At 53.1% G+C, this 25,057-nt stretch carries 22 protein-coding genes and 1 tRNA gene; 10 read left to right on the top strand and 13 right to left on the bottom strand.

Annotated elements, in window-relative coordinates:
* Positions 1-18: 18 nt before the first annotated feature.
* Positions 19-450, bottom strand: a complete 432-nt coding sequence (gene hpaR, locus AB7038_RS13585; protein WP_064483667.1) for a homoprotocatechuate degradation operon regulator HpaR — start codon at positions 448-450, stop codon at positions 19-21.
* A 238-nt stretch (positions 451-688) separates the two neighbouring features.
* Between hpaR and AB7038_RS13590 the strand changes: the two genes are divergently transcribed.
* From AB7038_RS13590 to ggt, 4 genes are all read left to right on the top strand, one after another.
* Entirely contained in the window at positions 689-2,161 is a 1,473-nt protein-coding gene (locus AB7038_RS13590; RefSeq protein ID WP_369453493.1) for an NAD-dependent succinate-semialdehyde dehydrogenase, read from the top strand.
* Positions 2,162-2,309: 148 nt separating this feature from the next.
* Positions 2,310-2,831, top strand: coding sequence for a 4-hydroxyphenylacetate 3-monooxygenase, reductase component (gene hpaC, locus AB7038_RS13595; protein WP_368889978.1), 522 nt, complete (start codon positions 2,310-2,312; stop codon positions 2,829-2,831).
* Positions 2,832-3,239: 408 nt separating this feature from the next.
* A complete protein-coding gene (gene dtpB / locus AB7038_RS13600; protein WP_369453494.1) occupies positions 3,240-4,709 on the top strand; it encodes a dipeptide/tripeptide permease DtpB in 1,470 nt (489 codons plus the stop codon).
* Positions 4,710-4,958: 249 nt separating this feature from the next.
* Positions 4,959-6,722, top strand: a complete 1,764-nt coding sequence (gene ggt, locus AB7038_RS13605; protein ID WP_368889980.1) for a gamma-glutamyltransferase — start codon at positions 4,959-4,961, stop codon at positions 6,720-6,722.
* An 83-nt stretch (positions 6,723-6,805) separates the two neighbouring features.
* On the opposite strand, the gene AB7038_RS13610 is transcribed toward ggt, so the two are convergent.
* Genes AB7038_RS13610 through AB7038_RS13635 form a run of 6 tightly spaced genes read right to left on the bottom strand, consistent with a single transcriptional unit; the run spans position 6,806 to position 11,333 of the window.
* Positions 6,806-7,381 carry a TerD family protein gene (locus AB7038_RS13610; protein WP_004235930.1) on the bottom strand — a complete coding sequence of 192 codons (576 nt, stop codon included), beginning with the start codon at positions 7,379-7,381 and terminating at the stop codon, positions 6,806-6,808.
* A 60-nt stretch (positions 7,382-7,441) separates the two neighbouring features.
* The gene (locus tag AB7038_RS13615) at positions 7,442-8,020 is read right to left on the bottom strand and encodes a TerD family protein (RefSeq protein ID WP_046895149.1); all 579 of its coding nucleotides are present in this window, start codon (positions 8,018-8,020) and stop codon (positions 7,442-7,444) included.
* A 42-nt stretch (positions 8,021-8,062) separates the two neighbouring features.
* Positions 8,063-9,097 (bottom strand): TerC/Alx family metal homeostasis membrane protein, encoded by a 1,035-nt coding sequence (locus tag AB7038_RS13620; RefSeq protein WP_024472697.1) that lies wholly within the window; start codon positions 9,095-9,097, stop codon positions 8,063-8,065.
* Between the two features lie 22 nt (positions 9,098-9,119).
* Positions 9,120-9,575, bottom strand: coding sequence for a tellurite resistance TerB family protein (locus AB7038_RS13625; protein ID WP_004235933.1), 456 nt, complete (start codon positions 9,573-9,575; stop codon positions 9,120-9,122).
* A 19-nt stretch (positions 9,576-9,594) separates the two neighbouring features.
* Entirely contained in the window at positions 9,595-10,746 is a 1,152-nt protein-coding gene (locus tag AB7038_RS13630) for a TerD family protein (RefSeq protein WP_368889981.1), read from the bottom strand.
* Positions 10,746-11,333, bottom strand: coding sequence for a TerD family protein (locus AB7038_RS13635; protein WP_072871908.1), 588 nt, complete (start codon positions 11,331-11,333; stop codon positions 10,746-10,748). Before AB7038_RS13635 ends, AB7038_RS13630 begins: the two co-directional genes overlap by 1 nt.
* A 294-nt stretch (positions 11,334-11,627) precedes the next feature.
* Between AB7038_RS13635 and AB7038_RS13640 the strand changes: the two genes are divergently transcribed.
* From AB7038_RS13640 to AB7038_RS13665, 6 genes are all read left to right on the top strand, one after another.
* Positions 11,628-12,686, top strand: a complete 1,059-nt coding sequence (locus AB7038_RS13640) for an ATP-grasp domain-containing protein (RefSeq protein WP_368889982.1) — start codon at positions 11,628-11,630, stop codon at positions 12,684-12,686.
* A gap of 7 nt (positions 12,687-12,693) precedes the next feature.
* On the top strand, positions 12,694-13,836 hold the full coding sequence (locus tag AB7038_RS13645) for a phosphoribosyltransferase domain-containing protein (RefSeq protein ID WP_368889983.1): 1,143 nt from the start codon (positions 12,694-12,696) through the stop codon (positions 13,834-13,836).
* The gene (locus tag AB7038_RS13650) at positions 13,826-14,611 is read left to right on the top strand and encodes a hypothetical protein (RefSeq protein WP_368889984.1); all 786 of its coding nucleotides are present in this window, start codon (positions 13,826-13,828) and stop codon (positions 14,609-14,611) included. The genes AB7038_RS13645 and AB7038_RS13650 overlap by 11 nt, the downstream gene beginning before the upstream one ends.
* Positions 14,604-15,683, top strand: coding sequence for a cysteine protease StiP family protein (locus tag AB7038_RS13655; RefSeq protein ID WP_368889985.1), 1,080 nt, complete (start codon positions 14,604-14,606; stop codon positions 15,681-15,683). The genes AB7038_RS13650 and AB7038_RS13655 overlap by 8 nt, the downstream gene beginning before the upstream one ends.
* Positions 15,680-16,627: an HpcH/HpaI aldolase/citrate lyase family protein gene (locus AB7038_RS13660; RefSeq protein WP_368889986.1), complete on the top strand. Its 948-nt coding sequence runs from the start codon at positions 15,680-15,682 to the stop codon at positions 16,625-16,627. Before AB7038_RS13655 ends, AB7038_RS13660 begins: the two co-directional genes overlap by 4 nt.
* Positions 16,628-16,790: 163 nt before the next feature.
* The gene (locus AB7038_RS13665; RefSeq protein ID WP_004235942.1) at positions 16,791-17,273 is read left to right on the top strand and encodes a hypothetical protein; all 483 of its coding nucleotides are present in this window, start codon (positions 16,791-16,793) and stop codon (positions 17,271-17,273) included.
* A 54-nt stretch (positions 17,274-17,327) separates the two neighbouring features.
* On the opposite strand, the gene fbaA is transcribed toward AB7038_RS13665, so the two are convergent.
* The 6 genes from fbaA to AB7038_RS13695 all read right to left on the bottom strand — a co-directional run bounded on the left by fbaA (position 17,328) and on the right by AB7038_RS13695 (position 25,020).
* Positions 17,328-18,404, bottom strand: coding sequence for a class II fructose-bisphosphate aldolase (fbaA, locus tag AB7038_RS13670; protein ID WP_024472706.1), 1,077 nt, complete (start codon positions 18,402-18,404; stop codon positions 17,328-17,330).
* A 79-nt stretch (positions 18,405-18,483) separates the two neighbouring features.
* Positions 18,484-19,647 carry a phosphoglycerate kinase gene (pgk, locus tag AB7038_RS13675; protein WP_004238864.1) on the bottom strand — a complete coding sequence of 388 codons (1,164 nt, stop codon included), beginning with the start codon at positions 19,645-19,647 and terminating at the stop codon, positions 18,484-18,486.
* Positions 19,648-19,716: 69 nt separating this feature from the next.
* The gene (gene epd / locus AB7038_RS13680; RefSeq protein ID WP_004238866.1) at positions 19,717-20,739 is read right to left on the bottom strand and encodes an erythrose-4-phosphate dehydrogenase; all 1,023 of its coding nucleotides are present in this window, start codon (positions 20,737-20,739) and stop codon (positions 19,717-19,719) included.
* Positions 20,740-21,004: 265 nt separating this feature from the next.
* Positions 21,005-22,999: a transketolase gene (tkt, locus tag AB7038_RS13685; RefSeq protein ID WP_186724967.1), complete on the bottom strand. Its 1,995-nt coding sequence runs from the start codon at positions 22,997-22,999 to the stop codon at positions 21,005-21,007.
* A 349-nt stretch (positions 23,000-23,348) separates the two neighbouring features.
* Entirely contained in the window at positions 23,349-24,686 is a 1,338-nt protein-coding gene (locus AB7038_RS13690) for a uracil-xanthine permease family protein (RefSeq protein WP_369453495.1), read from the bottom strand.
* A 257-nt stretch (positions 24,687-24,943) separates the two neighbouring features.
* Positions 24,944-25,020, bottom strand: a tRNA-Asp gene (locus AB7038_RS13695).
* Positions 25,021-25,057: the final 37 nt, after the last annotated feature.

Consider the following 25,057-nt stretch of genomic DNA (forward strand, 5'->3'; position numbering starts at 1 on the left):
CATCTGAGCGGCATTTTTTTATTCTTCGTCGTTGTCGCGCTGCGGCAGTGCCACCAGGTCATCCAGCAGCGCATAGAGCTGGCGCACCTTCTCCGGCGTGAACTGTAATTCCAGCGCCTGGTAGCCGGTCTCCACTTCCGCCTGCACACGGTGATACAGCGCCGTGCCTTCATCAGTCAGGGAGAGATAGAGTTTGCGCTGGTCACTGAGGGGCTTGAGGCGGTGAATAATGCCTGCTTTTTCCATCCGCGTCAGAATACCGGTCAGGCTGGGACGCAGAATACAGCTTTTCTGTGCCAGAAGATGAAAGTCGAGCGACGGGGTCTTAGCCAGTATGCGAATAATCCGCCACTGCTGCTCCGTCAGTTGGTGTGCTTTCAGGGTCGGGCGAAAGTAGCCGAGGACCACTTCACGGGCCTGCAAAAGGGCGATAAGTAATGATTCATGCATAATGGGTAATTTCTCCGCGATGTACTCACATCATAAACATCGACGTTATCAAAAAAAGGCGCAATTTTATCGGGAAAATGCGCAATCAGACATCCTCTGTTAGAATAAAAAGCATATCAGTCATAAAGACCCAAAGGACTCTCCTTTTATTAACGCTATATTAACAATAAATCAATGGTCTTCTGCTGATATCTCAGTGCCCTCATCACTTTTTTGAGAAAACGCAACGGAGCTCTCTATGTTCACCTCATCGTTAACCGATCCTTCCTTTTCCCTGCTGCGCACCGGCGGCTATATCAATGGTCAGTGGACCGATGCACAGGATAAGGCCACGTTTGATGTGACCAACCCGGCCACCGGCGGACTGATCACCCGCGTCAGCGACCTCGGCGCACACGAAACCCGGCTTGCCATTGCCGCCGCTGAAAATGCCCTGCCGGGCTGGCGCGCCCTGACCGCCAAAGCCCGTGCGCAGATCCTGCGCCGCTGGTTTGATCTTGTTATGGAGAATCAGGAAGAACTGGCACAACTCCTGAGCCTGGAACAGGGTAAGCCGCTGGCGGAATCACGCGGGGAAATCACTTACGGCGCAAGCTTTATTGAATGGTTTGCCGAAGAAGGCAAGCGCGTGTACGGCGAAACCATTCCGGCCACACAGAGCGGACAGCGGATCGCCACTATCCGCCAGCCGATCGGGGTGGTCGGTGCTATCACGCCGTGGAATTTCCCGAATGCCATGATCACCCGCAAAGCCGCCCCGGCACTGGCAGCAGGCTGTACCATGGTGCTGAAACCGGCAGCGGAAACCCCGCTTTCCGCCCTGGCGCTGGCAGCACTCGGTGAGCAGGCCGGTATTCCGGCCGGGGTGTTTAATGTCGTTACCGGGCTTGATGCGGCGGCTATCGGCGGCGAACTGACCTCCAGCCCGATCGTGCGTAAAATCTCCTTTACCGGCTCCACCCGTGTCGGCAAGCTGCTGATGGCACAGAGTGCAGAGACAGTTAAAAAGCTCTCTCTCGAACTGGGCGGCAACGCGCCCTTTATTGTGTTTGATGATGCCGATCTTGATGCGGCAGTTGCCGGTGCCATGGCCGCCAAATTCCGTAACAGCGGACAAACCTGTGTCTGTGCCAACCGTCTCTATGTGCAGGACGGTGTGTATGATGACTTTGCCGCGAAACTGGCGGAAGCTGTCAGTGCCCTGCATGTCGCGCCGTACACCGACGAAAAAGCACAACAGGGGCCGCTGATTAATGAGGCTGCTATCCGCAAAGTCAGTGAGCATATCGCCGATGCGGTCAGCAAAGGTGCGGCTGTTCTCAGCGGCGGGAAACCGGCGGCACAGGGCGGATTATTTTTTGAGCCCACCGTTCTGACCGGTGTGACTTCAGACATGCTGGTGACCCGCGAGGAAACTTTCGGTCCGCTGGCACCGCTGGTGCGGTTCCGCGATGAGGAAGAGGCTGTCAGTGCAGCAAATAACAGCGAGTTCGGGCTTGCCGCTTATTTCTATTCCCGCGATATCGGCCGGGTCTACCGCGTGGCGGAAGCCCTGGAAGCCGGAATGGTCGGTATTAATGAAGGGATTATTTCCACAGAAGTGGCACCGTTCGGCGGTATCAAGCAATCCGGCCTCGGCCGCGAAGGCTCCCGCCACGGTATTGATGACTATCTGGAAATCAAATACCTCTGCTTCGGCGGGATCCGTTAATCTCCGCTGACCACCCCATGCGGCTGCTTCTTCCGGCAGCCGCATTTTCTGACTCTCCCTTGTATTTTTCCCCGGCTATCATTAGACTGCGTATCATTCGCAAATAAGCAACAATTGCGTCACATTTTTTATCCCACCGGGAGTTGGTATGTCTTTGGATAATTCACAGCGTCTGTTGTTCCGCGACGCAATGGCGACACTCTCCGCTGCCGTCAATATTGTCACCACCGACGGCGACGCCGGTCGCGGCGGGCTGACCGCCACCGCAGTCTGCTCTGTCACCGATACCCCGCCGACGCTGCTGGTGTGTATCAACCGCAGCAGTGCGCTCAGTGAGGTGTTCAGAACCAACGGGCGTTTGTGTGTCAATGTGCTCACCCATCAGCATCAGGCACTGGCCTGTGATTTTGCCGGGATGACCGGTCTGAGTATGGACGCGCGTTTTGCCGGTGATCACTGGCAGCCGGGAGCGCTGGGACAACCTTGTCTGCACGGCTCACTGGCCTGTCTGGAAGGTGTGGTGACTCAGATACAGGAAATCGGCACACACAATATCTTTATGGCTGAGATCCGCAATATTGATGTCCGCGACGAAGGTCACGGCCTGATTTACTTCCGCCGCGATTTCCGCACTGTCGAAACCGGTGATATCCCTGCTGCTGTTGCCTGATCCCCTTTCATTATAATCACAGAATTCGTTAGCACATATTGTGTTAACGAATCATTATTCATCAGAAAAACACCTGTTACAATTTGTCATATTTAATTCCGCCGCCATCCTGACAACAGAATAAATAACCGCCAATCTGCTCAATTCACCATCAACAAAACCATTGCGGACTAATTATTGATGTCAATCTAATGAATTTTATTTCAATTATGATATTAATTATTGCAGTAAGTGTGATCTGTCTTTGAGATGCTCAGGCAGCAATATATTAGTCTGAGCCCTTTGGCAAATACCCTGACAAATACGCAAACACTCAACCTTACGCAAGAGTTTATCTTTTAGCTTTGCCTCCGCGATGCCGGGAAGGCTTTTGCGTGATGAATAATTATTAATAAGAGGCATTAAACCATGAGTAAACCCGCGCAGGTTGGTTTGTTAAACCAGCCTAAGCCATTCTTCATGATCTTTATCGTGGAGCTGTGGGAACGCTTCGGCTATTACGGTGTGCAAGGCATCCTGGCCGTCTACTTCGTTCAGAAACTGGGATTCAGTCAGGAACAGGCATTCATCACCTTCGGGGCATTCGCCGCGCTGGTATACGGTCTGATCTCTATCGGTGGTTACGTTGGTGACCACGTCCTCGGGACCAAACGGACCATCATCTTAGGGGCCATCGTGATGGCTGTCGGTTATTTTATGACCGGCCTGTCTATCATGCACCCGGATCTGATCTTCTACGCACTGGGTACCATTGCTGTCGGTAACGGCTTATTCAAAGCCAACCCGGCCAGTCTGCTGGCAAAATGCTATGCACCGAAAGACCCGCGTCTGGACGGGGCATTCACCCTGTTCTATATGTCGATCAACATCGGTTCCCTGATTTCCCTGTCACTGGCACCGGTTATCGCGGACAAATACAGCTATACCGTTACCTATAACATCTGCGGTATCGGCCTGCTGATCGCCCTGGCGGTCTTCCTGTTCTGCCAGAAAATGGTGCGTAATATCGGTTCCGAGCCGGATCACAAACCAATGAAATCCGGCAGCCTGCTGGTAGTCATCGCCGGTAGTGTGGCAACTGTTTTCCTGTGTGCATGGTTATTGCATAATGTCATTATTGCCAACTATGTGTTACTCGGTGTCACCGCTGTGGTTATCTTCTTCTTCTTCCGCGAAACCTTCAAACTGAAAGGCGTTGAGAGGAACAAGATGTATGTGGCGTTTGTTCTGATGCTGGAAGCGGTTATCTTCTATGTGCTGTATGCACAGATGCCGACTTCACTGAACTTCTTCGCTATCTATAACGTACATCACACCATTATGGGTATTGATGTGCATCCGGTCAGCTTCCAGGCACTGAACCCGTTCTGGATCATCGTGCTGAGCCCGGTTCTGGCTTATTTCTACAGCAAGATGGGCGCACGCGGCAAAGATTTCTCCATGCCGGGTAAATTCACCATCGGTATGTTCTGCTGCTCCGCCGGTTTCCTGACAGCCGCTGCATCCGGTATGTGGTTTGCCGATGCGTCCGGTCTGACATCTCCGTGGTTTATCGTCCTGGTGTATTTCTTCCAGGCAGTCGGCGAGCTGATGATCAGTGCGCTGGGTCTGGCGATGGTGGCTGCGTTCGTTCCGCAGTACCTGATGGGCTTTATTCTCGGGATGTGGTTCCTGACTCAGGCGATGGCAACACTGTTAGGCGGCTATGTGGCAACCTTTACCGCACCGCCGGAAGGCGTGACCGACCCGCTTCAGACCCTCGGTATCTACACCGATGTATTCGGTAAAATCGGTATCGCAACAGCCGTTGCCGGCCTGATTATGTGGGCGATTGTACCGAAACTGAATAAAATCATGAAAGAAGAAAAAACAGCCTGATTGTGTTAACCGGTACGGCTACGCCCGTACCGGTTACCGTCTCGTTTGCGTAATGACACGCTGTTCTGCATAACCCGGGCTATCCGGGTTTTTTATTACCTCCCCGCTCTGCTTTTCTGCCCGGTTTCACATTTTCCCGCACGCCATTTCTCAAATATTGGTATCCCTGCTATACGTTAATTAACTATTAGTTAACAAATAGTCAATCACTTCATCATACAAAACCCTGCACGATCAACGGAGATAATAATGATAACCCCATGGCGAACACCTGTTCTTTTACTCTCTCTGCTGCTTTCCCCGCAATTGTATGCCGCTTCCGAACCCGCCGTTGAAGCCCGCAACGGAATGGTGGTCTCTTCCCAGCATCTGGCGTCACAGGCCGGAGCTGATATTCTGAAAGCCGGCGGTAATGCGGTGGATGCGGCAGTGGCTGTTGGTTATGCCCAGGCTGTGGTGAATCCCTGCTGCGGTAATATCGGCGGCGGCGGTTTTATGACCCTGCATCTGGCAGACGGTAAAAATATTTTCATCAATTTCCGCGAGACAGCTCCGGCGTCGGCTTCTGCGGATATGTATCTCGATAAAGACGGTAATCTGATCAAAGACGCCAGCCTGTACGGCTACCTTGCCGCCGGGGTTCCCGGGACGGTTAAAGGGCTGGATTACGCCCTGGAAAAATACGGTACCATGAAACGGGAGCAGGTGATGGCGCCGGCGATCAAACTGGCGCGTGACGGTTTTATTCTGACCCGCGCGGATACCGATGTACTGGACACCACCACCGCCCGCTTTAAGCAGGATCCGGAAGCCGCACGGATTTTCCTTAAACCTGACGGTTCCGCATTCCAGCCCGGCGACCGTCTGATTCAGTCCGATCTGGCCAATACCCTGGAGCGTATCGCCAAAGAAGGCCCTTCCGCCTTTTATGAAGGTGACATCCCGCAAATCGTGGAAAAAGCCTCTCAGGCAGGCGGCGGTAAGCTGACAGCCAAGGATTTCGCGGATTACACCATTTCTGAGGTCGCACCGGTTACCTGTACCTATCGCGGTTATGAATTTATATCCGCCCCGCCGCCGAGCTCCGGCGGTGTGACTATCTGCCAGACCCTGAATATTCTGGAAGGTTATGATCTGAAAGCGATGGGCTTTAACTCGGCGGATTATATCCACACTCTGACAGAGGCGATGCGCCATTCTTATATGGATCGCAACACCTTCCTCGGTGACCCGGCGTTTGTGAAAAATCCGACCGAAAAACTGACCAGCAAAGCCTATGCGGAAGAGCTGCGCAAAGAAATCATTCCGGGTAAAGCCACACCTTCAACTCAGGTGCAGCCGGGTACCGGTCCGCATGAAAAACCGGAAACCACACACTATTCCGTGGTGGATAACAAAGGCAATGCGGTTTCCACCACCTATACCATCAACGGCCGTTTCGGTGCGGTGGTGATCCCGCCGGGCACCGGTTTCTTCCTCAATGATGAAATGGATGATTTCACCACCAAAATCGGCGAGAAGAATATGTACGGCCTGGTTCAGGGTGAGCGCAATGCGATTGCCCCGGGCAAACGCCCGCTTTCTTCCATGAGCCCGACCATTGTCACCAAAGACGGTAAGATTTTCCTGGTACTCGGCTCGCCGGGCGGCTCACGGATCATCTCTATCACCCTGCAGACCGCGCTGAATATTATCGATCACGGCATGGCACCGCAGGAAGCCGTGAATGCGCCGCGTATCCACCATCAGTGGTTGCCGGATGAGGTGTATTACGAGCAGCGCGGTGTGTCAAAAGACTCACTGAATCTGCTGGATAAAATGGGTTATAAAATGGTTGAGCAGACACCGTGGGGCGCTGCCGAGCTGATTATGGTGGGGTTACCGGGTGCCGCCGGAGTCAGTGCGGATTCTTCCGGCAATGATGCCGCCGTGTCCGGTAAGGTGCGGGAAGGTTATCTGTACGGTGCCAACGATGTGCGCCGTCCGGCCGGGGAGGCAGCAGGAGTCGAATAATCTCCCGGCCGGATTTCTGAACGCAGCATGCCCTGTCCGTGACGGACAGGGCATTTTTTACGGCAACCAGCTGATATCAATAATTAAATATTAACACCGTGCTGAGACGCTAATGCAGACAGACCACCGGCGAAGCCCTGGCCGACTGCTTTGAATTTCCACTCTGTACCGTGACGGTACAACTCACCGAAAACCATCGCGGTTTCTGTTGATGCATCTTCAGACAGGTCGAAACGGGCAATTTCACTGCCGTTATCATTGTTACAGATACGGATGAAGCTGTTGCTGACCATACCGAAGTTCTGTTTACGTGCTTCCGCATCATAAATTGTGACGGAGAAGACCAGTTTTTTCACATCCGCCGGAAGGGTATTCAGGCTGATTTTAACCTGCTCATCATCGCCGTCGCCTTCACCGGTACGGTTGTCACCCTGGTGTTCCACCGCGCCGCACGGGCTGGTTTTGTTATTAAAGAAGATGAAATGGCTGTCGGATAATACTTTTCCGTCGTCACCCACCATAAATACAGATGCGTCGAGGTCAAAATCCTGACCGTCAGTCACACGCGCATCCCAGCCAAGACCAACCATTGCCACGCTCATTGACGGGGCTTCTTTGGTCAGGGAGACGTTACCGCCTTTTGTAAGAGAAACTGCCATTTTCGGACTCCTGCTGCGGGTTATAAAGAGGGCTGGTTGTCAGCCCGCTGAAAAAAATACTCAGGACGCGTTGATACCGTACTGTGCACAAACTGATGACAGACCACCGGCATAGCCCTGGCCGACAGCACGGAATTTCCACTCGGTACCGTGACGGTAGAGTTCACCGAACAGCATCGCGGTTTCAGTAGAGGCATCTTCGGTCAGGTCATAACGGGCGATTTCGGTATTGGTGTCATCATTGACCAGGCGGATAAAGGCACCGGATACCTGGCCGAAGCTCTGACGGCGGGTCTGCGCGTCATGGATAGTGACCACAAAGACAATTTTGTCGATCTCCGCCGGAATCATATCCAGTTTGATGATCAGGGATTCGTCATCGCCATCGCCCTGGCCGGTGCGGTTGTCGCCGGTGTGGGTGACAGAGCCGTCAGTCGAACGCAGGTTGTTATAGAAAATAAAGTCTGCATCACCACGCACTTTACCGGCAGCTGTCAGCAGAAAGGCTGAGGCATCAAGGTCAAAATCCTGACCATCTGTGGAACGAACATCCCAGCCTAAGCCAATCAGGACGTTTTTCATTGAAGGGGCTGTTTTGCTCAGCGACACGTTACCACCTTTAGAAAGAGAAACGCTCATTTCACTTACTCCTTAGTTAAATCAGTGACGGGCGGCGGATAATTACTTATCCGCACTTTCCGTTTTTTCCGGGAAAACAAAGCTGGCGATAATACCCAGTGCCAGAACCCCGAGCACCACGAACAGGCTGCTGGTGGCCGAAATATGTAATCCGTGACCCCAGAGGCTGTCTGTTGCATTCAGACCCAGTTTCACCGCGATAAAGAACAGCAGCGCAATAACCGCTTTTTCCAGGTGAACCAGATACTGCTTCAGTGCTTCCAGGACAAAATACAGGGTACGCAGGCCGAGGATCGCGAACATCATGGCGCTGTAAACAATCAGCGGCTCACGGCTCACCGCGATAATCGCCGGTACGGAGTCAAACGCAAACATCACATCGGACAGTTCCACCACAGCCACACACAGCATCAGTGGCGTGGCATACAGAGCGGCTTTTTTACCGCGCCCGATAGTGACATCTTTGTTCTCCGGTTTTGCCAGTTCGGCATCCACTTCTTTCTGCGTCAGCAGGAAGGCGTGTCCGCTCAGTTTCGGCCAGATCGGGAACAGTTTTTTCACCATCCGGTAAGCAATGTGCTGCGAGTAATCCTCAATTTCTTCCTTCTCTTCGCGGTTACGCAGCATCATAACGGCGGTCCAGGCGACGATCAGGGCGAAAATCACTTCCACATACGGCCCCAGGCTCAGCAGACCGGTACCTATCGCCACGAAAATCCCGCGGAAAACGATAGCCCCGATAATGCCCCAGTACAGCACACGGTGGCGGAAACGATCCGGAACCGAGAACCAGGAGAAAATCGCCATCATCACAAACAGGTTGTCGACAGACAGCACTTTTTCAAGCGCATAACCGGTGACGAACAGGCTCGCAACCTCTGAACCGTGGTGGATATAGAGAAATCCGGCAAAACCCATTGCCACAGCAACCCAGAAAACTGACCAGATTGCCGCATTTTTCAGTGAAACCGGCTTATCGCCCCGGTGCATAAACAAATCAATAAAAATCGCACCGATTGCGAGGACGACGAAAACGGTGACTGTTTCCATCGGAAAACCGATATGTGTTGATTCCATAATTAACCCTTAGGTATAAAAATCAGAGACCGAATTCTGCCGGGTCAAACCCCAGCGCTGCAGCGATCTCTTTTACTGCTTTCTGCTCATCCTGGTCGAAGTTACCGTCACTCTTCGCGACTGCAATCCCGACACGCACCGCTAACTGCGCTGCTTCCGGCTGATCCTTCAGCGCCAGGATATATTTCATGGTTTCACCTTTGCCGATTTCCATGTCGAAATCGAAACTGGTGACCAGTTTGTTGAAAAATGTAATAACTTCTTCGGTCTCAAATACTTTCAGCTCTTCAGAGGATTTCAGAAAACCGATCATTTTCTGTTTTTCTTCTGCACTGACCCCGTCACTGGAAACCGCAATACGGGCACAGACAGCGATTGTACCTTCCATAAACTTACGGTTTCTGAAACGGCTGACCTGTTTTGTCAGCTCTTCGCGGCCTGAATTAAACGCACTTTTGACCCGGTTAAGTATACTCATTGCTGTATCCTCACTTAAATTATTTCGAGCCGGCTTTCCAGCGGAAACCCCACCCGAACGCTTCGTCCATATCGCTTTGATTTTTGAAGAAACGGTTAAGACGCTCAACTTTGATCGCCCCGTTCTCATTGACCAGCCGGGCAATCGCGCACATGGTGCGGCGGTCGTCCCCTTCTGTCAGCCGGGTTTCCACCGGCGGCTGCTCCGGTACAAAGACCGTCACCACGCCATCTGTTTTATCCCAGCTCGGTACGCCCTGATAAATAAAGGCGTAGATGAGGATCTGACGGATGTGCTTCCACTCGCCACCGTTAATATGCAACCACTCACCTTCTGAAACCGCGCCGGTACGATCATCGCCCTGCAACTGAATAAACGGCTCGCGCCGGTAATCACCAAACGCATTACCCAGCGCCTGAATCACCGATTTCTGACCATTCTGTAACTCAACGAATGCGCCCAGATCCAGGTCAATACCCTTGTTGCCGCCACCGAACACATTGCTGAGAAAGCCCCCGGAGTTGCTGCTCTGAGCATCCCGGTGCCAGTTCAGGTTAATGCGGATTTCACCGAAGTTATCCCGCTTGCTAAGACTGATTGACGGCTTTTCTTTGCTCAGCGATATCTTGCTTAAACTGATTTTGCTTTCTGCCGGTTTTGGTGAAGGTGCCGATTCTGCCGCCACGTCCACCCCAAAGTGTTCCGCCAGCGGTTTCAGTCCGCCGTTAAAGCCCTGGGCGACAAAACGGAATTTCCACTCATTATTACGGCGGTACAGTTCACCGAGGATCAGTGCGGCTTCCTGACGACCAGCGGTGTCCACAATGCCGCTGAGCAGTTTTTCGCGATCCGCCTCCACCTGAACTTCCAGACTGCGCAGACCGGCAACAGTCTGTCCGCCGTCACAGGTGACCACAAACGCGACTTTCTGCACATCCTGACGCAGACGGCTGACATCCACCGTAAAGACGGTATTGTTGCCGTTCTGCTGCCAGCTGATGGTGTTGTCATCATTCTGCGGCTGGCCGTAGAAGACCATGTCCGGATCGCCCTGCACTTTGCCGTCAGCATACAGACGGAACGCAGAGGCATCCGCTGCCGCACCGGACAGCACCGTCACCCGCAGTGTTTTCAGCGGAACGGGCGCATTCGCCCCGGGCGTCATGTTCATCAGCGCACCACCGTACTGACGATGTCAGAAGACATGTCGTCAATCGTGCGGCCACGGCATGCAGCACCGTGTGCGGTAAAGTTCCACTCACCGCCGCTGCGGCACAGGGAGGCAATCACGATACCGGTGTGTGAGCCCTGCTCATTCAGCTGATAACGCACCAGCTCTTTACCGCTCTGATCCAGCACACGGCAGAAGGCATTTTCCACATCATTAAATGTCTGACCACGGAAGCTGTTCACCGTAAAGGCCAGATATTCGGTATTCTGCGGCAGACGGTTCAAATCCACCCGGATCACTTCATCATCGCCGTCACCCTCGCCGGTCAGGTTATCCCCTTCGTGGATCACGGAGTTACAGTCTGATTTCAGTTTGCGGAACCAGATGGTGTCGAGAATACGGCCGTCTTTATCCAGCAGGATGCAGCTGGCATCAAGATCGATCGAGTCGTTACCGCCGCCGAACAGCGAACCGAGAAAACCTTTCTTTTTCTGAACAGGATCCCAGCCGAGACCGAAATGCAGCTGATTTAATGCGGCAGATGCTTTGCTGAGAGATACCGTCTGATTCTTCGTCAATGAAACCATATTTTCATTCCTTAAACGGGAGATAAAACCCGGCAACAAGTGCTGGTGATAATGAATTTTAAAAAATCATATCATGACGGAGTTCTTTGGCAAGATATATTTCACACTAAATTAATAACCCAATCTAAACATATAGTTAAAATAAAAATCATGACATTTATAATTATAGGAAATGTCAGATTTTGTCAGCGGTTTGTCAATTTAAACATAATCATAATATGATTGACATGTTAATTAATCCTAAATAAACTCGCTCCTAATCTATCGGATAAAACAGAACAGGAATAAACAATAATGGCGCATGCGATCTGGCTGACGGAAGGGCTCTCTTCCCAGCGTGATCTGATCCGGAATATCAGGCTGTTCGCGCAGACATTACAGGTTGATCTTACGATTTTTGCCTCTCACCGGCAGCCCCGTCATGAGATCCTGTCAGAAGCGGATTTTTCCCTGACTGAACCGGCTGACGATAACGATCGGCTGGCGTTTATCCTGTCTGTTACGGAAAAATACGGTATTCAGGCAATCCATGCCGGGCGGAATACCCCGTGGTTTGAAACGCACAGAAACACTATCACGGCTTCCGGGACCCGGCTGACAACCGGTGTCGCCTCTCTGTCTGATTACGCCGTGGCGGATGATAAAGTCCGCTTTGCTGCTGAGATGGCATCACACGGCCTGCCGGTTGTGCCTTCTGTGCCGATTACCTCTGCAGCGCAATTGCGTGATGCACTCACCCGTTCCCCGTTTCCGGGTCTGCCGCTGTGCATTAAACCGGTTCAGGGCATTTACGGTGCCGGTTTCTGGCGGTTTGATGACAACGCACAGCCGATGGCCATGTTCACAAACCCTGAACGGCGGATCACCACACCGCAGCAGTATTTGTCCGCCCTTGAAAGCGCTGACAGATGCCCCCCGCAGGTACTGATGCCTTATTTGCCCGGCCCGGAGTATTCCGCGGATATTCTGGCTGATAACGGTGAAGTTCTGGCTGCTGTTGCGCGGCGCAAAGAAGGTTCCCTGCAATACCTTGAACATGAAGGCGCCGCATTTGAGCTGGCCTGCGCCTGTGCGCGGGTGATGAAGGCCGACGGACTGGTGAATGTGCAGACCCGCCATGACCATCACGGTCAGCCTCTGCTGCTGGAAATCAATATGCGGCCGTCCGGCGGTATCGGTTATACCGCGCTGAGCGGCGTGAATCTGCCGGGTCTGTTTGCCCTGCACAGTATCGGGCTGCTCAGTGCGGATGAGGTCAGAGAATATGACCACACTGCATTTCGTCCGGCAATTGTCCGCCCGCTGACCGAAGCCGTCAGCTACCCGTCTTCCCTGAACAATGCAATACACTGAGGTCACTATGCCCGGTTTTACCCGCCCCGGTCACCACCGGTTCACACTGACAACCGGCATGCTGGAAGTCAGCAGCGATGCCACCCCGGAAACGCTGGATGCGCTGTTCGCAATAGCGGAGCGGCGTAACCCGAAACGGGCATTTCTGTTTGTCAGCAAAGTGCTGGGCCGTCATATCCCGGTCGAGCCGGAAATCATGCGCGGTGTTTACCGCCGCCTCAGTGAGCAGTTTCCGCAGGATCTGCCGCAGCCGCTGCTGGTTATCGGTATGGCGGAAACCGCTGTCGGGCTGGGAGCCGGCGTGTACAGCGAAATCCGCCGTCAGTATCCTGAATCCCTGTATCTTTCTTCCACCCGCCATCCGGCGGACGGCGAACTGCTGTGTGAATTTAAAGAGAATCACAGCCACGCCACCGATCATCTGCTCTATTTCCCGGCCGATCCGCAACTGAGAACCCGGCTGCAACAGGCAAAAACCCTGGTGCTGGCTGATGATGAAGCCACCACCGGCAATACGTTTACCAATCTGCTGACCGCGCTGTATGAAAGCGGACAGCTGCCTGATTTACAACAGGTTGTGACTGTCACACTGACTGACTGGCGTGAGGATCCGGCCACTGTTCAGCACGGGCTACCGTTGCGGCATGTCTCTCTGATCAACGGCAGCTGGCGCTGGGAAGCAGATCCTGATGCCCCCCTGCCGGAGATGCCGGATGTGAATGTCAGCGCTGCGGGAGCCGTGCCAATCCGCCGTCCGCAGACGCGGGTACGGCTCGGTCTGCATGATCCGCACACCGATTTTGGCTGCGCGGTGACGGCAGCACCCGGTGAGCGGATCCTGGTGCTCGGTTCCGGGGAATTTGTCCGGGAGCCGTTCCTGCTGGCAGAACGTCTGGCAGAGGCCGGAGCGGATGTAAAATTCAGCGCTCTGACCCGCTCCCCGATAGCTCAGGGCGGTGCCATTGAATCCGTTATTTCCTTCACGGATAACTACGGACTGGGGATCCCCAATTATCTCTACAATGTGGCACATCAGTCATTTGATCGCATTCTGCTGTGCACGGAAACGGATCCGGCAGCGTTTGATCCGCAGTTATTACAGGCGCTGTCCTGCTGTGCGCCGCTGACGGAGGTAATTTATGACGACTAAACCGGTGATCCTGAGCGATCTGGATGACACCCTGTTCCAGACCAAACGCAAAATGACGCAGGAGCAGGCACTTACTCCGTTCCGCGCCGGTGCGGTTGATCGCACATTGCAGCCACGCAGTTTTATGACAGAAGAACAGGCGATGCTGACAGATTGGCTGCTGGCGTATGCCGATCTCATTCCGGTTACGGCACGTGGTACAGAAGAACTCCGCCGCGTCACTATCCCGTTCAGCTCTTATGCGATCACCACACACGGCGCGGTGATCCTGCAACCGGACGGCTCACCGGAGCCGGTCTGGCAGTCTCAGATGCTGGCCGCCCTCGCCCCTTACCGTGAGCGCCTGCTGTCACTTCAGCAGTTTTGTACTGACCTGATGGCGGAGCGCGGTATTGAGGCATGGGCGCGTATTAATTATGAGTACGATGACGTGCCGGTCTATCTGGTGATGAAACACACTGACAGCACCCGCACAGCGGAACTGTATGCCGTTGCCGCAGAGATTGAACAACAGTTTCCGGCGGACGGGTTTTACATCCACCGCAACGGCAACAATATCGCCTGGCTGCCGGATCCGGTGGAAAAAGGTCATGCTGTTACGCACCTGCTGGCGTTATTACGGGCAGAGCGAGGCACCTTTCCGGTTATCGGCCTCGGCGACAGTCTGAGTGATTACCGCTTTATGAAACACTGCACCTGGTTCGGGATGCCGTCCCGCAGTCAGTTTGCGGAGGCGGTCGCCGCCCGGATTTTCAGTGAGGTATCCGATGTATAATTTCCCGCCGTTCTCAGGCAGCTATCTGCCGGATGATGTGCAGTTTCTGCTCCGGCCGGTCACCATTGATATGACCCCGGTGGAACTGAAAGAGCAGCTTATCCAGTCCGGACAGAAGCACTATTCTGATATGCTCAGCCAGGAGCCCGCTCCCACGGACTGGCATCTTGATCTGTTTAACCGCGCACTGAAAAAAGGCGCTCCGCGTCTGGCGCGGGATGTGAGCGCCCTCGCCCGTACACTGGGTGACTATTTTGCGGATCAGCCGGTTGTGCTGGTCAGCCTGGTCCGCGCCGGTGTGCCGTTAGGGGTGATGCTGCATCAGGCACTGCGTGATGCGGGCAAAATCTCACACCATTACGGCATCAGCATCATCCGTGATCGCGGTATTGATACGGCGGCGCTGGAGTGGATCGAACACCATCACGGCACCGCCGGTATCGTCTTTGTTGACGGCTGGACAGGTAAAGGTGCTATCACCGGTGAACTGATCCGCTCCCTGAAAGACAGACCCGGCTACCCGGCCGATCCGCGTCTGGTGGTGCTGGCCGATCCTGCCGGATGTGCCTGGCTTTCTGCTGCGGATGATGACTGGCTGATCCCCTCCGGCATTATGGGGGCGCCGGTTTCCGGGCTTATCTCCCGATCTGTCTGGTCAGAGACCGGTCCGCACGGCTGCGTGCATTGTGAGCACTTACAACCTTATGAATGCAGCCGGACACTCACCGATACCGTTGCGGCGCTGCGCCGTCAGGCAACCACGTCTCCGGCTGCGGCCTTCCCGGAGCCGGACACCAAAACCGTACTGCGGGAAAAAAGCCGAGCGGTGATCACCGCCCTGGCTGAACGCTGCGGTGTCACCGATCTGAACAGAATCAAACCCGGCATTGCCGAAGCCACCCGTGCCGTTCTGCGCCGGGTGCCGGATCACGTCTTTGTCCGCGACTGCACAGAGCCGGATGTGGAATTGCTGCTTTATCTCGCCCGTCAGAAAGGGATCACTATCACGGAAGCCGGCGACGCCCTCGGGCAGTACCGCGCCGTCACTATTATCAGGAAGGTATCACCATGACACGACGTCTTTCCCCATGGAATTTAGGGGCTTCACTCTATATGCCCGCCACCCGCACCGATATCACGGATGCGATTATCAGTAATAAAATCAGCGGGCTGCGTTCACTGATTATCTGTCTGGAAGATGCGGTCAGTGAGGCGGATATCCCGCAGGCACTGGAGAACTTACAGGATATTCTGGCTGCGCTGACAGCGGAAAAACAGCGTACCGGTAACCAGAACTGGCCGCTGGTGTTTATCCGCCCGCGCCATCCGGAAATGGGATTATGGCTGCGCGGGCACTGCGACCTCAGTGCCGTTGACGGGCTGGTACTGCCGAAATTCACACAGAAAACGCTGCCGGTCTGGTGGCAGGTGGTGCAGGATACCCCGCTGTGTATGATGCCGACCCTGGAAACAGAAGAAGTCTGTGATGTGGTGCAGATGCGGGAGCTGGCACAGGTGCTAAAATCCCATCCCTGCCATGACAAAATCATTGCGCTGCGTATCGGCGGCAATGACCTGATGAATGTGATCTCCCTGCGCCGCCCGCGCCATCTCACCCTGTATGATGGTCCGATGGGTTATGTGATTAAAATGCTGGTCTCTGTGTTTGCTCCGCATGATTTTGCCATGACTGCACCGGTCTGCGAGCATATTGATGATCACGATGTCATGACGCGGGAGCTGGCACTGGATATCGCTCACGGACTGGTGGGTAAAACGGCGATCCACCCGAATCAGGTGGCGGTGATTGAGCAGGCACTGCGGGTCTCCGCTGATGAACATGCGGACGCACTGCGGATCCTCAACTCCACACAGGCCGTATTCAAGTCACAGGGAGCTATGTGTGAACCGGCGACACACCGCCGCTGGGCATCCGCTATTCTGGCCCGTGCCCGGGTGTACGGGATCGCACAGCGAAAAACAGACGAGCAGTCGTTTAAAACACAAAATGGGTGAGACTGAGGACATAAATATCATCAGACTGAATATCCTGCACTATTATATCTGAATGCCTTGATATATCCTGATCAGCTGATTAAATAGAACTGTTATGCGGAACAGCCGTTTCCGGCATAACAGCTGCTTTGTCTCTTTGTTTTTATACAGGTGTCCCCAGACTATGCAATTAAGCACACGACAGGTTCGTTTATTCACCCTGGCAACCCTGCTCGGTACCGGAAAACCGGTTCCGTCAGATGAAATCCTGGCGACACTGCGCTGCTCAGAGGCAACTCTGACCCGTACTTTCAAAGAGTTGCGTGATACCTGGTCGGCGGAAATCCGCTACCGCAAAGCCTCACATACCTATGAAATGACTGACTCCGGCACGCTGGATCGCAAAACACTGAAAAAGATGAGCGAAGAGCTGGAAAACCATAACGGTCAGAAATCGGTGTATTACAGCGGGAAAGTGTCACTGGATAAAGAGAAGAAAAAAGCTGTCTCACTGTCACTGACCGGCACAACCGTCCGGAAAATAGCGCATTTATCGATGCTCTCCGGTAAAACCCGCAGTGACGCGGTAGAGATGCTGGTCAATCTTCATATCGATGAGTTAATTGAATCGATAATCCGGCGTAATGAAAGCCAGCAGAAAAAATAATCCGTAAAAAAAGCCCGGTAAAATACCGGGCGATTTTATTATTCACGCAACAAATTACAGAACGTTAACGCAGTTCAGTTCTTTGAATGCTTTTTCCAGACGTTCGATCATTGTCTGCTGACCTGCACGTAACCATGCACGCGGGTCATAGTATTTTTTGTTCGGCTTGTCTTCGCCTTCCGGGTTGCCCAGCTGACCCTGCAGATAACCTTCATTTTTCTGGTAGTAATGCAGGATACCTTCCCAGGTCGCCCACTGAGTATCGGTGTCGATATTCATTTTCACCACACCGTAACCCACTGCTTCTTTGATTTCTTCCGCAGTGGAGCCGGAACCGCCGTGGAAAACGAAATTCAGGCTGTTGTGCGGCAGGTTATATTTCTCAGAGACATAGTCCTGGGAGTTACGCAGAATTTTTGGTGTTAACTGCACGTTACCCGGCTTGTACACGCCGTGCACGTTACCGAATGACGCCGCGATAGTGAAACGCGGGCTGATGGCATTCAGTTTTTCATAGGCATACGCCACGTCTTCCGGCTGGGTGTACAGAGCGGAGTTATCGAGGTGGGAGTTATCCACACCGTCTTCCTCACCACCGGTGCAGCCCAGTTCGATTTCCAGGGTCATACCGATTTTCGCCATACGGGTCAGGTACTTGCTGCAAATCTCAATGTTTTCTTCCAGTGACTCTTCTGACAGGTCGATCATGTGAGAAGAGAACAGTGGTTTACCGGTTGCGGCAAAGTGTTTTTCACCGGCATCCAGCAGGCCGTCTAACCACGGCAGTAATTTCTTCGCGCAGTGGTCAGTGTGCAGAATGACCGGTACGCCGTAATGTTCTGCCATCTGATGCACATGATGCGCACCGGAGATAGCCCCCAGAACAGCGGACTGCTGGCCTTCGCCTTTGAAACCTTTACCGGCGATAAATGCGGCACCGCCGTTTGAGAACTGAACAATAACAGGCGCACGGACTTTGGCCGCCGCTTCCAATACGGCGTTGATCGAGTCTGTCCCGACGCAGTTTACCGCTGGCAGTGCAAAATTATTCTCTTTGGCTACCGCAAAGATTTTCTGAACATCATCGCCAGTGACGACACCGGGTTTTACAAAATCAAAAACTTTAGACATGTCAAATTTCCTGTATTGGTCTTTCGGAAGTTGTCACGGGCAGCTCACACTGCCCGTTATTGTCATCTGATTATGACTGTTACTGTTTTGCACGTTCTTCGAGCATAACAACGGCAGGCAGTTTTTTGCCTTCGACGAATTCCAGGAATGCGCCGCCGCCGGTAGAGATGTAAGAGATTTTGTCAGCAATACCGAATAAATCGATAGCAGCCAGGGTATCACCGCCGCCTGCGATAGAGAATGCATCACTGTCAGCAATGGCGTTAGCCACGATTTCAGTCCCTTTACGGAAGTTCGGGAACTCAAATACGCCGACCGGACCATTCCACAGAATAGTTTTGGCATTTTTCAGGATTTCAGCCAGATGCAGTGCGGATTCATCACCGATATCCAGTACCTGCTCATCATCTTTGATGTCATTGGCTGATTTCAGCACCGCTTCTGCGGTTTCTGAGAACTCAGTCGCCACACGGACATCAACCGGTACCGGGATATCACAGCTGCTGAGTAATTTTTTCGCTTCCGGAATCAGGTCATCTTCATACAGTGAACGGCCGACATTGTGCCCTTCTGCTGCGATAAAGGTGTTGGCGATACCACCGCCGACAATGATCTGATCCGCAATTTTGGACAGAGAGTCCAGTACGGTCAGTTTGGTGGACACTTTAGAACCGCCGACAATGGCCACCATCGGACGTGCCGGATTATCCAGTGCTTTGCCGAGTGCATCCAGCTCAGCCCATAACAGCGGGCCCGCGCAGGCAACAGGGGCAAATTTTGCCACGCCGTGAGTCGATGCCTGGGCGCGGTGTGCAGTCCCGAATGCATCCATCACGAAAATATCACACAGTGATGCATACTGTTTTGACAGGGTTTCGTCGTCTTTTTTCTCGCCTTTGTTAAAGCGGACGTTTTCCAGCACCACCAGCTCACCGGCATTCAGTTCCAGGCCGTTGAGGTAATCTTTTTCCAGGCGCACCGGGCAGCTCAGTTTATCTGCCAGATAATCAACAACCGGTTTCAGTGAAAACTCTTCGTTGTATTCCCCTTCAACCGGACGGCCGAGGTGAGAGGTCACCATGACTTTGGCACCCTGTTTCAGTGCGGCTTCGATTGTCGGGAGCGAGGCACGGATACGTGCATCAGAGGTAACTTTGCCATCTTTGACAGGAACGTTCAGGTCAGCACGGATAAAAATACGTTTACCCGCCAGATCCAGATCGGTCATCTTAATTACGGACATGGTGAATCCTCTTGTTGATTCTCTTATCAGTTAAATTGTGTTCAATTTTCTGCCGGGGCACGCCGTCCCTCAGTGAAAACCAGCCTCAGCCATTGCCAGAGTGGTATCCAGCATACGGTTCGCAAAGCCCCATTCGTTATCGCACCAGACCAGCATTTTTATCAGATGCTGTCCGCTGACGCGGGTCTGGGTGCCGTCAACGATAGCACTGTGCGGATCATGGTTAAAATCCGCCGAGACTAACGGTAACTCTGTGTAGTCCACTATACCACGAAATGCCCCCGTCGCTGCGTTTTGCAGAAGGCGGTTTACATCCTGCGTGGTGACATTACTTTTTACGGTGACGCTCAAATCAATCGCCGTCACATTAATTGTAGGCACCCGGACTGAAATCGCCTCAAAATGATCTTCAAATTTCGGGAAAATCCGCCGGATCCCCGCAGCCAGTTTGGTATCCACCGGAATGATGGAGTGCCCGGCCGCCCGCGTGCGCCGCAAATCACTGTGATACGCATCAATCACCGGCTGGTCATTCATCGCCGCGTGAATGGTGGTCACTGTACCGGACTCGATGCCGAATCCCTCATCCAGTAATTTTATCACCGGAATGATGCAGTTGGTGGTACAGGACGCATTCGATACAATTTTATCCTGCGCCGTCAGTGTGTCATGGTTAACGCCGTAGACAATGGTGGCATCCAGGTCGTTACCGCCGGGATGGGAAAACAGGACTTTTTTCGCGCCGCCGGCGATATGTGCCAGCCCGTCATCACGGGAGCCGTACACGCCGCTGCAGTCCAGCACCACATCCACACCGAGTTCCGCCCAGGGCAGTTGGTGAATATCCGCTTCATGCAGGATGCGGATGGTGTCATCACCGACTTTCAGCACATTTTTTTCTTTCAGCTGTACCGGTTTAAAAAAGCGTCCGTGGCTTGTGTCATATTGAAGTAAGTGTGCAATACCTTCGGAATCCGCCAGCTCATTAATAGCAACAACGGTAATCTGCGTGTTACGCCCGGTTTCATACAACGCCCGCAGCACACTCCGCCCGATTCGCCCAAACCCGTTGATTGCAATTTTTATTGTCATAGTATCCTCAGAAATAGCCAAATTATCAGCGGACTAAGAATAACGGACTCACGGGTTTTTGTACGGGGTATTTATCATAGAAACCGCAATCTTTTTTATCCTCTGCGGCACATTCAGTACACCCTTAAAACTGAAACGGTTCAGCTTGATACCGACAGGTTATGCTAAATGAAAAAAGATCGCAAGATAGTCAGAGGAGCAGAAACAAAAAAAGCGCATTCGGTCAAAAAAACCGGAATGCGCTTTCGTCATCTGTATCAGCAGATTATTTCAGCAGAGCTTTCGCCTGAGAAACCACGTTTTCAACAGTGAAACCAAATTCACTGAACAATTGGCCTGCTGGTGCAGATTCACCGAATGAATGCATGCCAACGATGGCACCCTGCATACCGGTGTATTTGAACCAGTAATCCGCGATGCCCGCTTCGACAGCAACACGTGCGGTCACGGCTGACGGCAGAACAGATTCACGGTAAGCGGCATCCTGTTTGTCGAATGCATCGGTGGACGGCATGGAAACCACACGCGCTTTACGGCCTTCGGCTGTCAGCTGCTCGTATGCTTTCACGGCCAGTTCCACTTCAGAACCGGTGGCAATCAGAATCACTTCCGGCTGACCTGCGCAATCCTTCAGGATATACGCCCCTTTTTCGATATCAGCCAGCTGCTGCGCGGTACGCGGCTGCTGTGCCAGATTCTGACGGGAGAAGATCAGGGATGTCGGGCCGTTTTTACGCTCAATCGCGTATTTCCAGGCTACCGCAGATTCCACCTGGTCACACGGACGCCATGTGCTCATGTTTGGTGTCACGCGCAGGCTGGCGATTTGTTCAACCGGCTGGTGAGTCGGGCCGTCTTCACCCAGACCGATAGAGTCGTGAGTGTAAACGAAGATGCTGCGGATCTTCATCAGAGCCGCCATACGCACCGCGTTACGGGCATATTCAACGAACATCAGGAAGGTTGCGCCGTAAGGAATGAAACCGCCGTGCAGGGCGATACCGTTCATAATGGCAGACATGCCGAACTCGCGCACGCCGTAGTGAATGTAGTTACCCGCTTTGTCTTCGTTGATTGGCGCAGAGCCGGACCACATGGTCAGGTTACTCGGCGCCAGGTCAGCGGAACCGCCCATAAACTCAGGCAGTACTTTACCGAACGCTTCCAGTGCATTTTGTGATGCTTTGCGGCTGGCGATGCTGGCCGGGTTATCCTGGAGGTTCTGAATGAAGGCGTTTGCGTCAGCTTCCCACTGTGCAGGCAGCTCACCGTTGACACGGCGGCGGTATTCGCGGGCCAGTTCAGGGAAGGCTTTTTCGTAGTGAGCGAATTTCACATCCCACTCAGATTCAGCGGCAGCACCGGCTTTCTTCGCATCCCACTCAGTGTAGATTTCCTGCGGAATTTCGAACGGCGCATACGGCCAGTTCAGTGCTTCGCGGGTAGCGGCGATTTCCGCATCACCTAACGGAGAACCGTGTGCGTCCGCAGTACCGGCTTTCTTCGGTGAACCGAAACCGATAACCGTTTTGCACATCAGCAGGGATGGTTTGTCAGTAACCGCTTTGGCTTCTTCAACGGCTGCTTTGATCTGGTCAGGATTGTGACCGTCAATGCCGCGTACAACATGCCAGCCGTAAGCTTCAAAGCGTTTGGCGGTATCGTCAGTGAACCAGCCCTGAACATTACCGTCGATGGAAATGCCGTTGTCATCATAGAAGGCAACCAGTTTACCCAGCTTCAGGGTACCGGCCAGTGAACAGGCCTCGTGGGAGATCCCTTCCATCATACAGCCGTCGCCCATAAAGACGTAGGTGTGATGATCAACAATATCATGACCCGGACGGTTGAACTGCGCCGCCAGTGTCTGTTCCGCAACAGCAAAACCGACTGCGTTTGCGATACCCTGGCCTAACGGACCGGTGGTGGTTTCCACGCCCGGTGTGTAGCCGTATTCAGGGTGACCAGGGGTTTTGGAATGCAGCTGACGGAAGGCTTTTAAGTCATCCATCGATACATCATACCCGGTGAGGTGCAGCAGGCTGTAAATCAGCATTGAGCCGTGGCCGTTTGACAGCACAAAGCGGTCACGATCACTCCAGTGCGGATTGGTCGGGTTGTGCTTCAGATAGTCGCGCCACAGTACTTCCGCGATATCAGCCATGCCCATTGGTGCGCCGGGGTGTCCGGAATTTGCCTTTTGCACCGCGTCCATGCTCAGGAAACGAATCGCATTAGCAAGAGTTTTACGAGAGGTCATTGTCTACTCCAGGTTCGGATAAAAAGCAGATACAGGCTATTTTCGCAGTGCCGCGCACGGATGGCAATCCTTATCACCGGTCAGAGGCAAAGGGTCGGGGCTGAAAAGGCAACAATGAGACGTCAGGCGAGGCTTGTCTGCGGACAGAAACAATACTTCGCACAGGCGGCATTTTCGCTGACTAAATCGTTTTAGCACCAGGTATTGCGCAACAGCGGAAGTGACCTATTAAACCCGATTACCACAATGAATAGCAAGCGGAAATACCGCATTCTGTGCGCTTATCCGGCGGATGGCGGGAGTTTCCTGCCGGCAGCGGAAAAATTCCGCTTACCGGCAGACGAAGATATTACGGTTTCTCTTTTTTACCGGCGACACTGTCAAAATTGAATAAAAGATTCAGCACGATAGCCAGAACAAAAGTCACTATCACGCCCTGGGAAAGAATAATCCGCAGCATTTCCGGCAGCTGAGAAAGCGCTTCTCCCTGTCCGTTAAACATCAGCCCGACACTGACTGAAATCCCGACCACCATCATATTGCCCATTTTGGTCATATCGACAGATTTTGTCAGTGTGTCTATCCCCGCCACCGTAATAAAGGCAAAAATCACCAGGGTCGCACCGCCGAAAACCGAAGCGGGGATCATGGTCGCAATTGCGGAGAATTTGGGAATAATACTGAGGATAATCAGGATCACGCCGCTGCACGCGGTTACATAACGGCTGCGCACACCGGAAATAATAATCACCCCCGCGTTGTTAATAAAAGAGGTCAGCGGCGTACAGTTAAACAGCCCGGAAATGGTCACTGCCACCCCTTCCCCGCGCATCGGGGAGTTCAGGGCATTACCTTCCATGGAGCGGTTACACAGGCGGCCGACCGTGGAGAAAGTACCGACAGAATCCAGAGTGGCCATAAAGGTACCGAGAAACATCAGAATAATGGCGGTCAGATCAAACTGAATGCCGTAATGGGCGGGACGGACAAACGAAAACCACCCGGCGCTGCTCACCGGGGCGAAATTGACCATATCCATCACCACAGCTACCAGGGTGGCCACGATCAGACCGATAAGAATCGACATTTCCCGCAACGCACCTTTACCGAAGCGGTTTAACAGCACAATCACCGTGATAGTCAGCACACCGAGAAAAATACCGGCCGGGTCGCCGTAGGAGGCGTCCCCCGGATAGCCGACAATGCCGGAAAATGAAACCGGCAGCAGGGAAACGCCGAGCATTATAAGGTAACAGCCGATGACTATCGGTTTGAATAAGAAGGCGATTTTTCCGTACAGCGGCGCGAGGAAGAACAGCAGTACCCCGGAGACCAGTGTCCCGCCGAAGACATAAGGCAGTGATTCAAGTCCCCCGCCGAACCGCGAGGCGATAATAAAAACCGGCGGCATCGCCACAAACGAGGTGCCGAGGATCAGCGGCAGACTGACACCGACGTATTTGGTGATGCTCAGTGACTGGATAAGTGTCCCCACGCCGGAGACAAAAATCGCGGCGGCAATCAGCAGGGTGGTATCTTCCTGCGACAGTTTCAGAACCTGGGAAATCACTATCGGCACGGCAATGGTGCCGGTAAACATGGCAAAAATATGCTGAACAGCATACGGAAACAGTTTCCGCATCGGCATCATTTCATTGACTTCATCACTCCCGGTGTTTGTTTTCATAAATACAACCTCTGTGATTGGTTTTATTGTTTTTACCGGCACAGCGGCGGCGACAGCCGCGCAACCGGTTACGGAAAACAAACAGCAAGATATGTGCCAGCACCTGAACATTATTTATTCACATAAAGCATGAGTGTGGTCACAAAGCATTATCAAAATGATAAGAGAGGTAATACCGGGGGATGATAATGATACAGGGCGATTGTACAGCGTAAAAACAGAAAAGCCCTGACATTGCTGTCAGGGCTTCTGTAATCTGGCGGAACGGACGGGACTCGAACCCGCGACCCCCTGCGTGACAGGCAGGTATTCTAACCAACTGAACTACCGCTCCGTGTGTTCCTTTTCGGGAACGGTGCGGATAATACGAT

Source organism: Morganella morganii, assembly GCF_041099235.1.
GTDB lineage: Bacteria > Pseudomonadota > Gammaproteobacteria > Enterobacterales > Enterobacteriaceae > Morganella > Morganella morganii_E.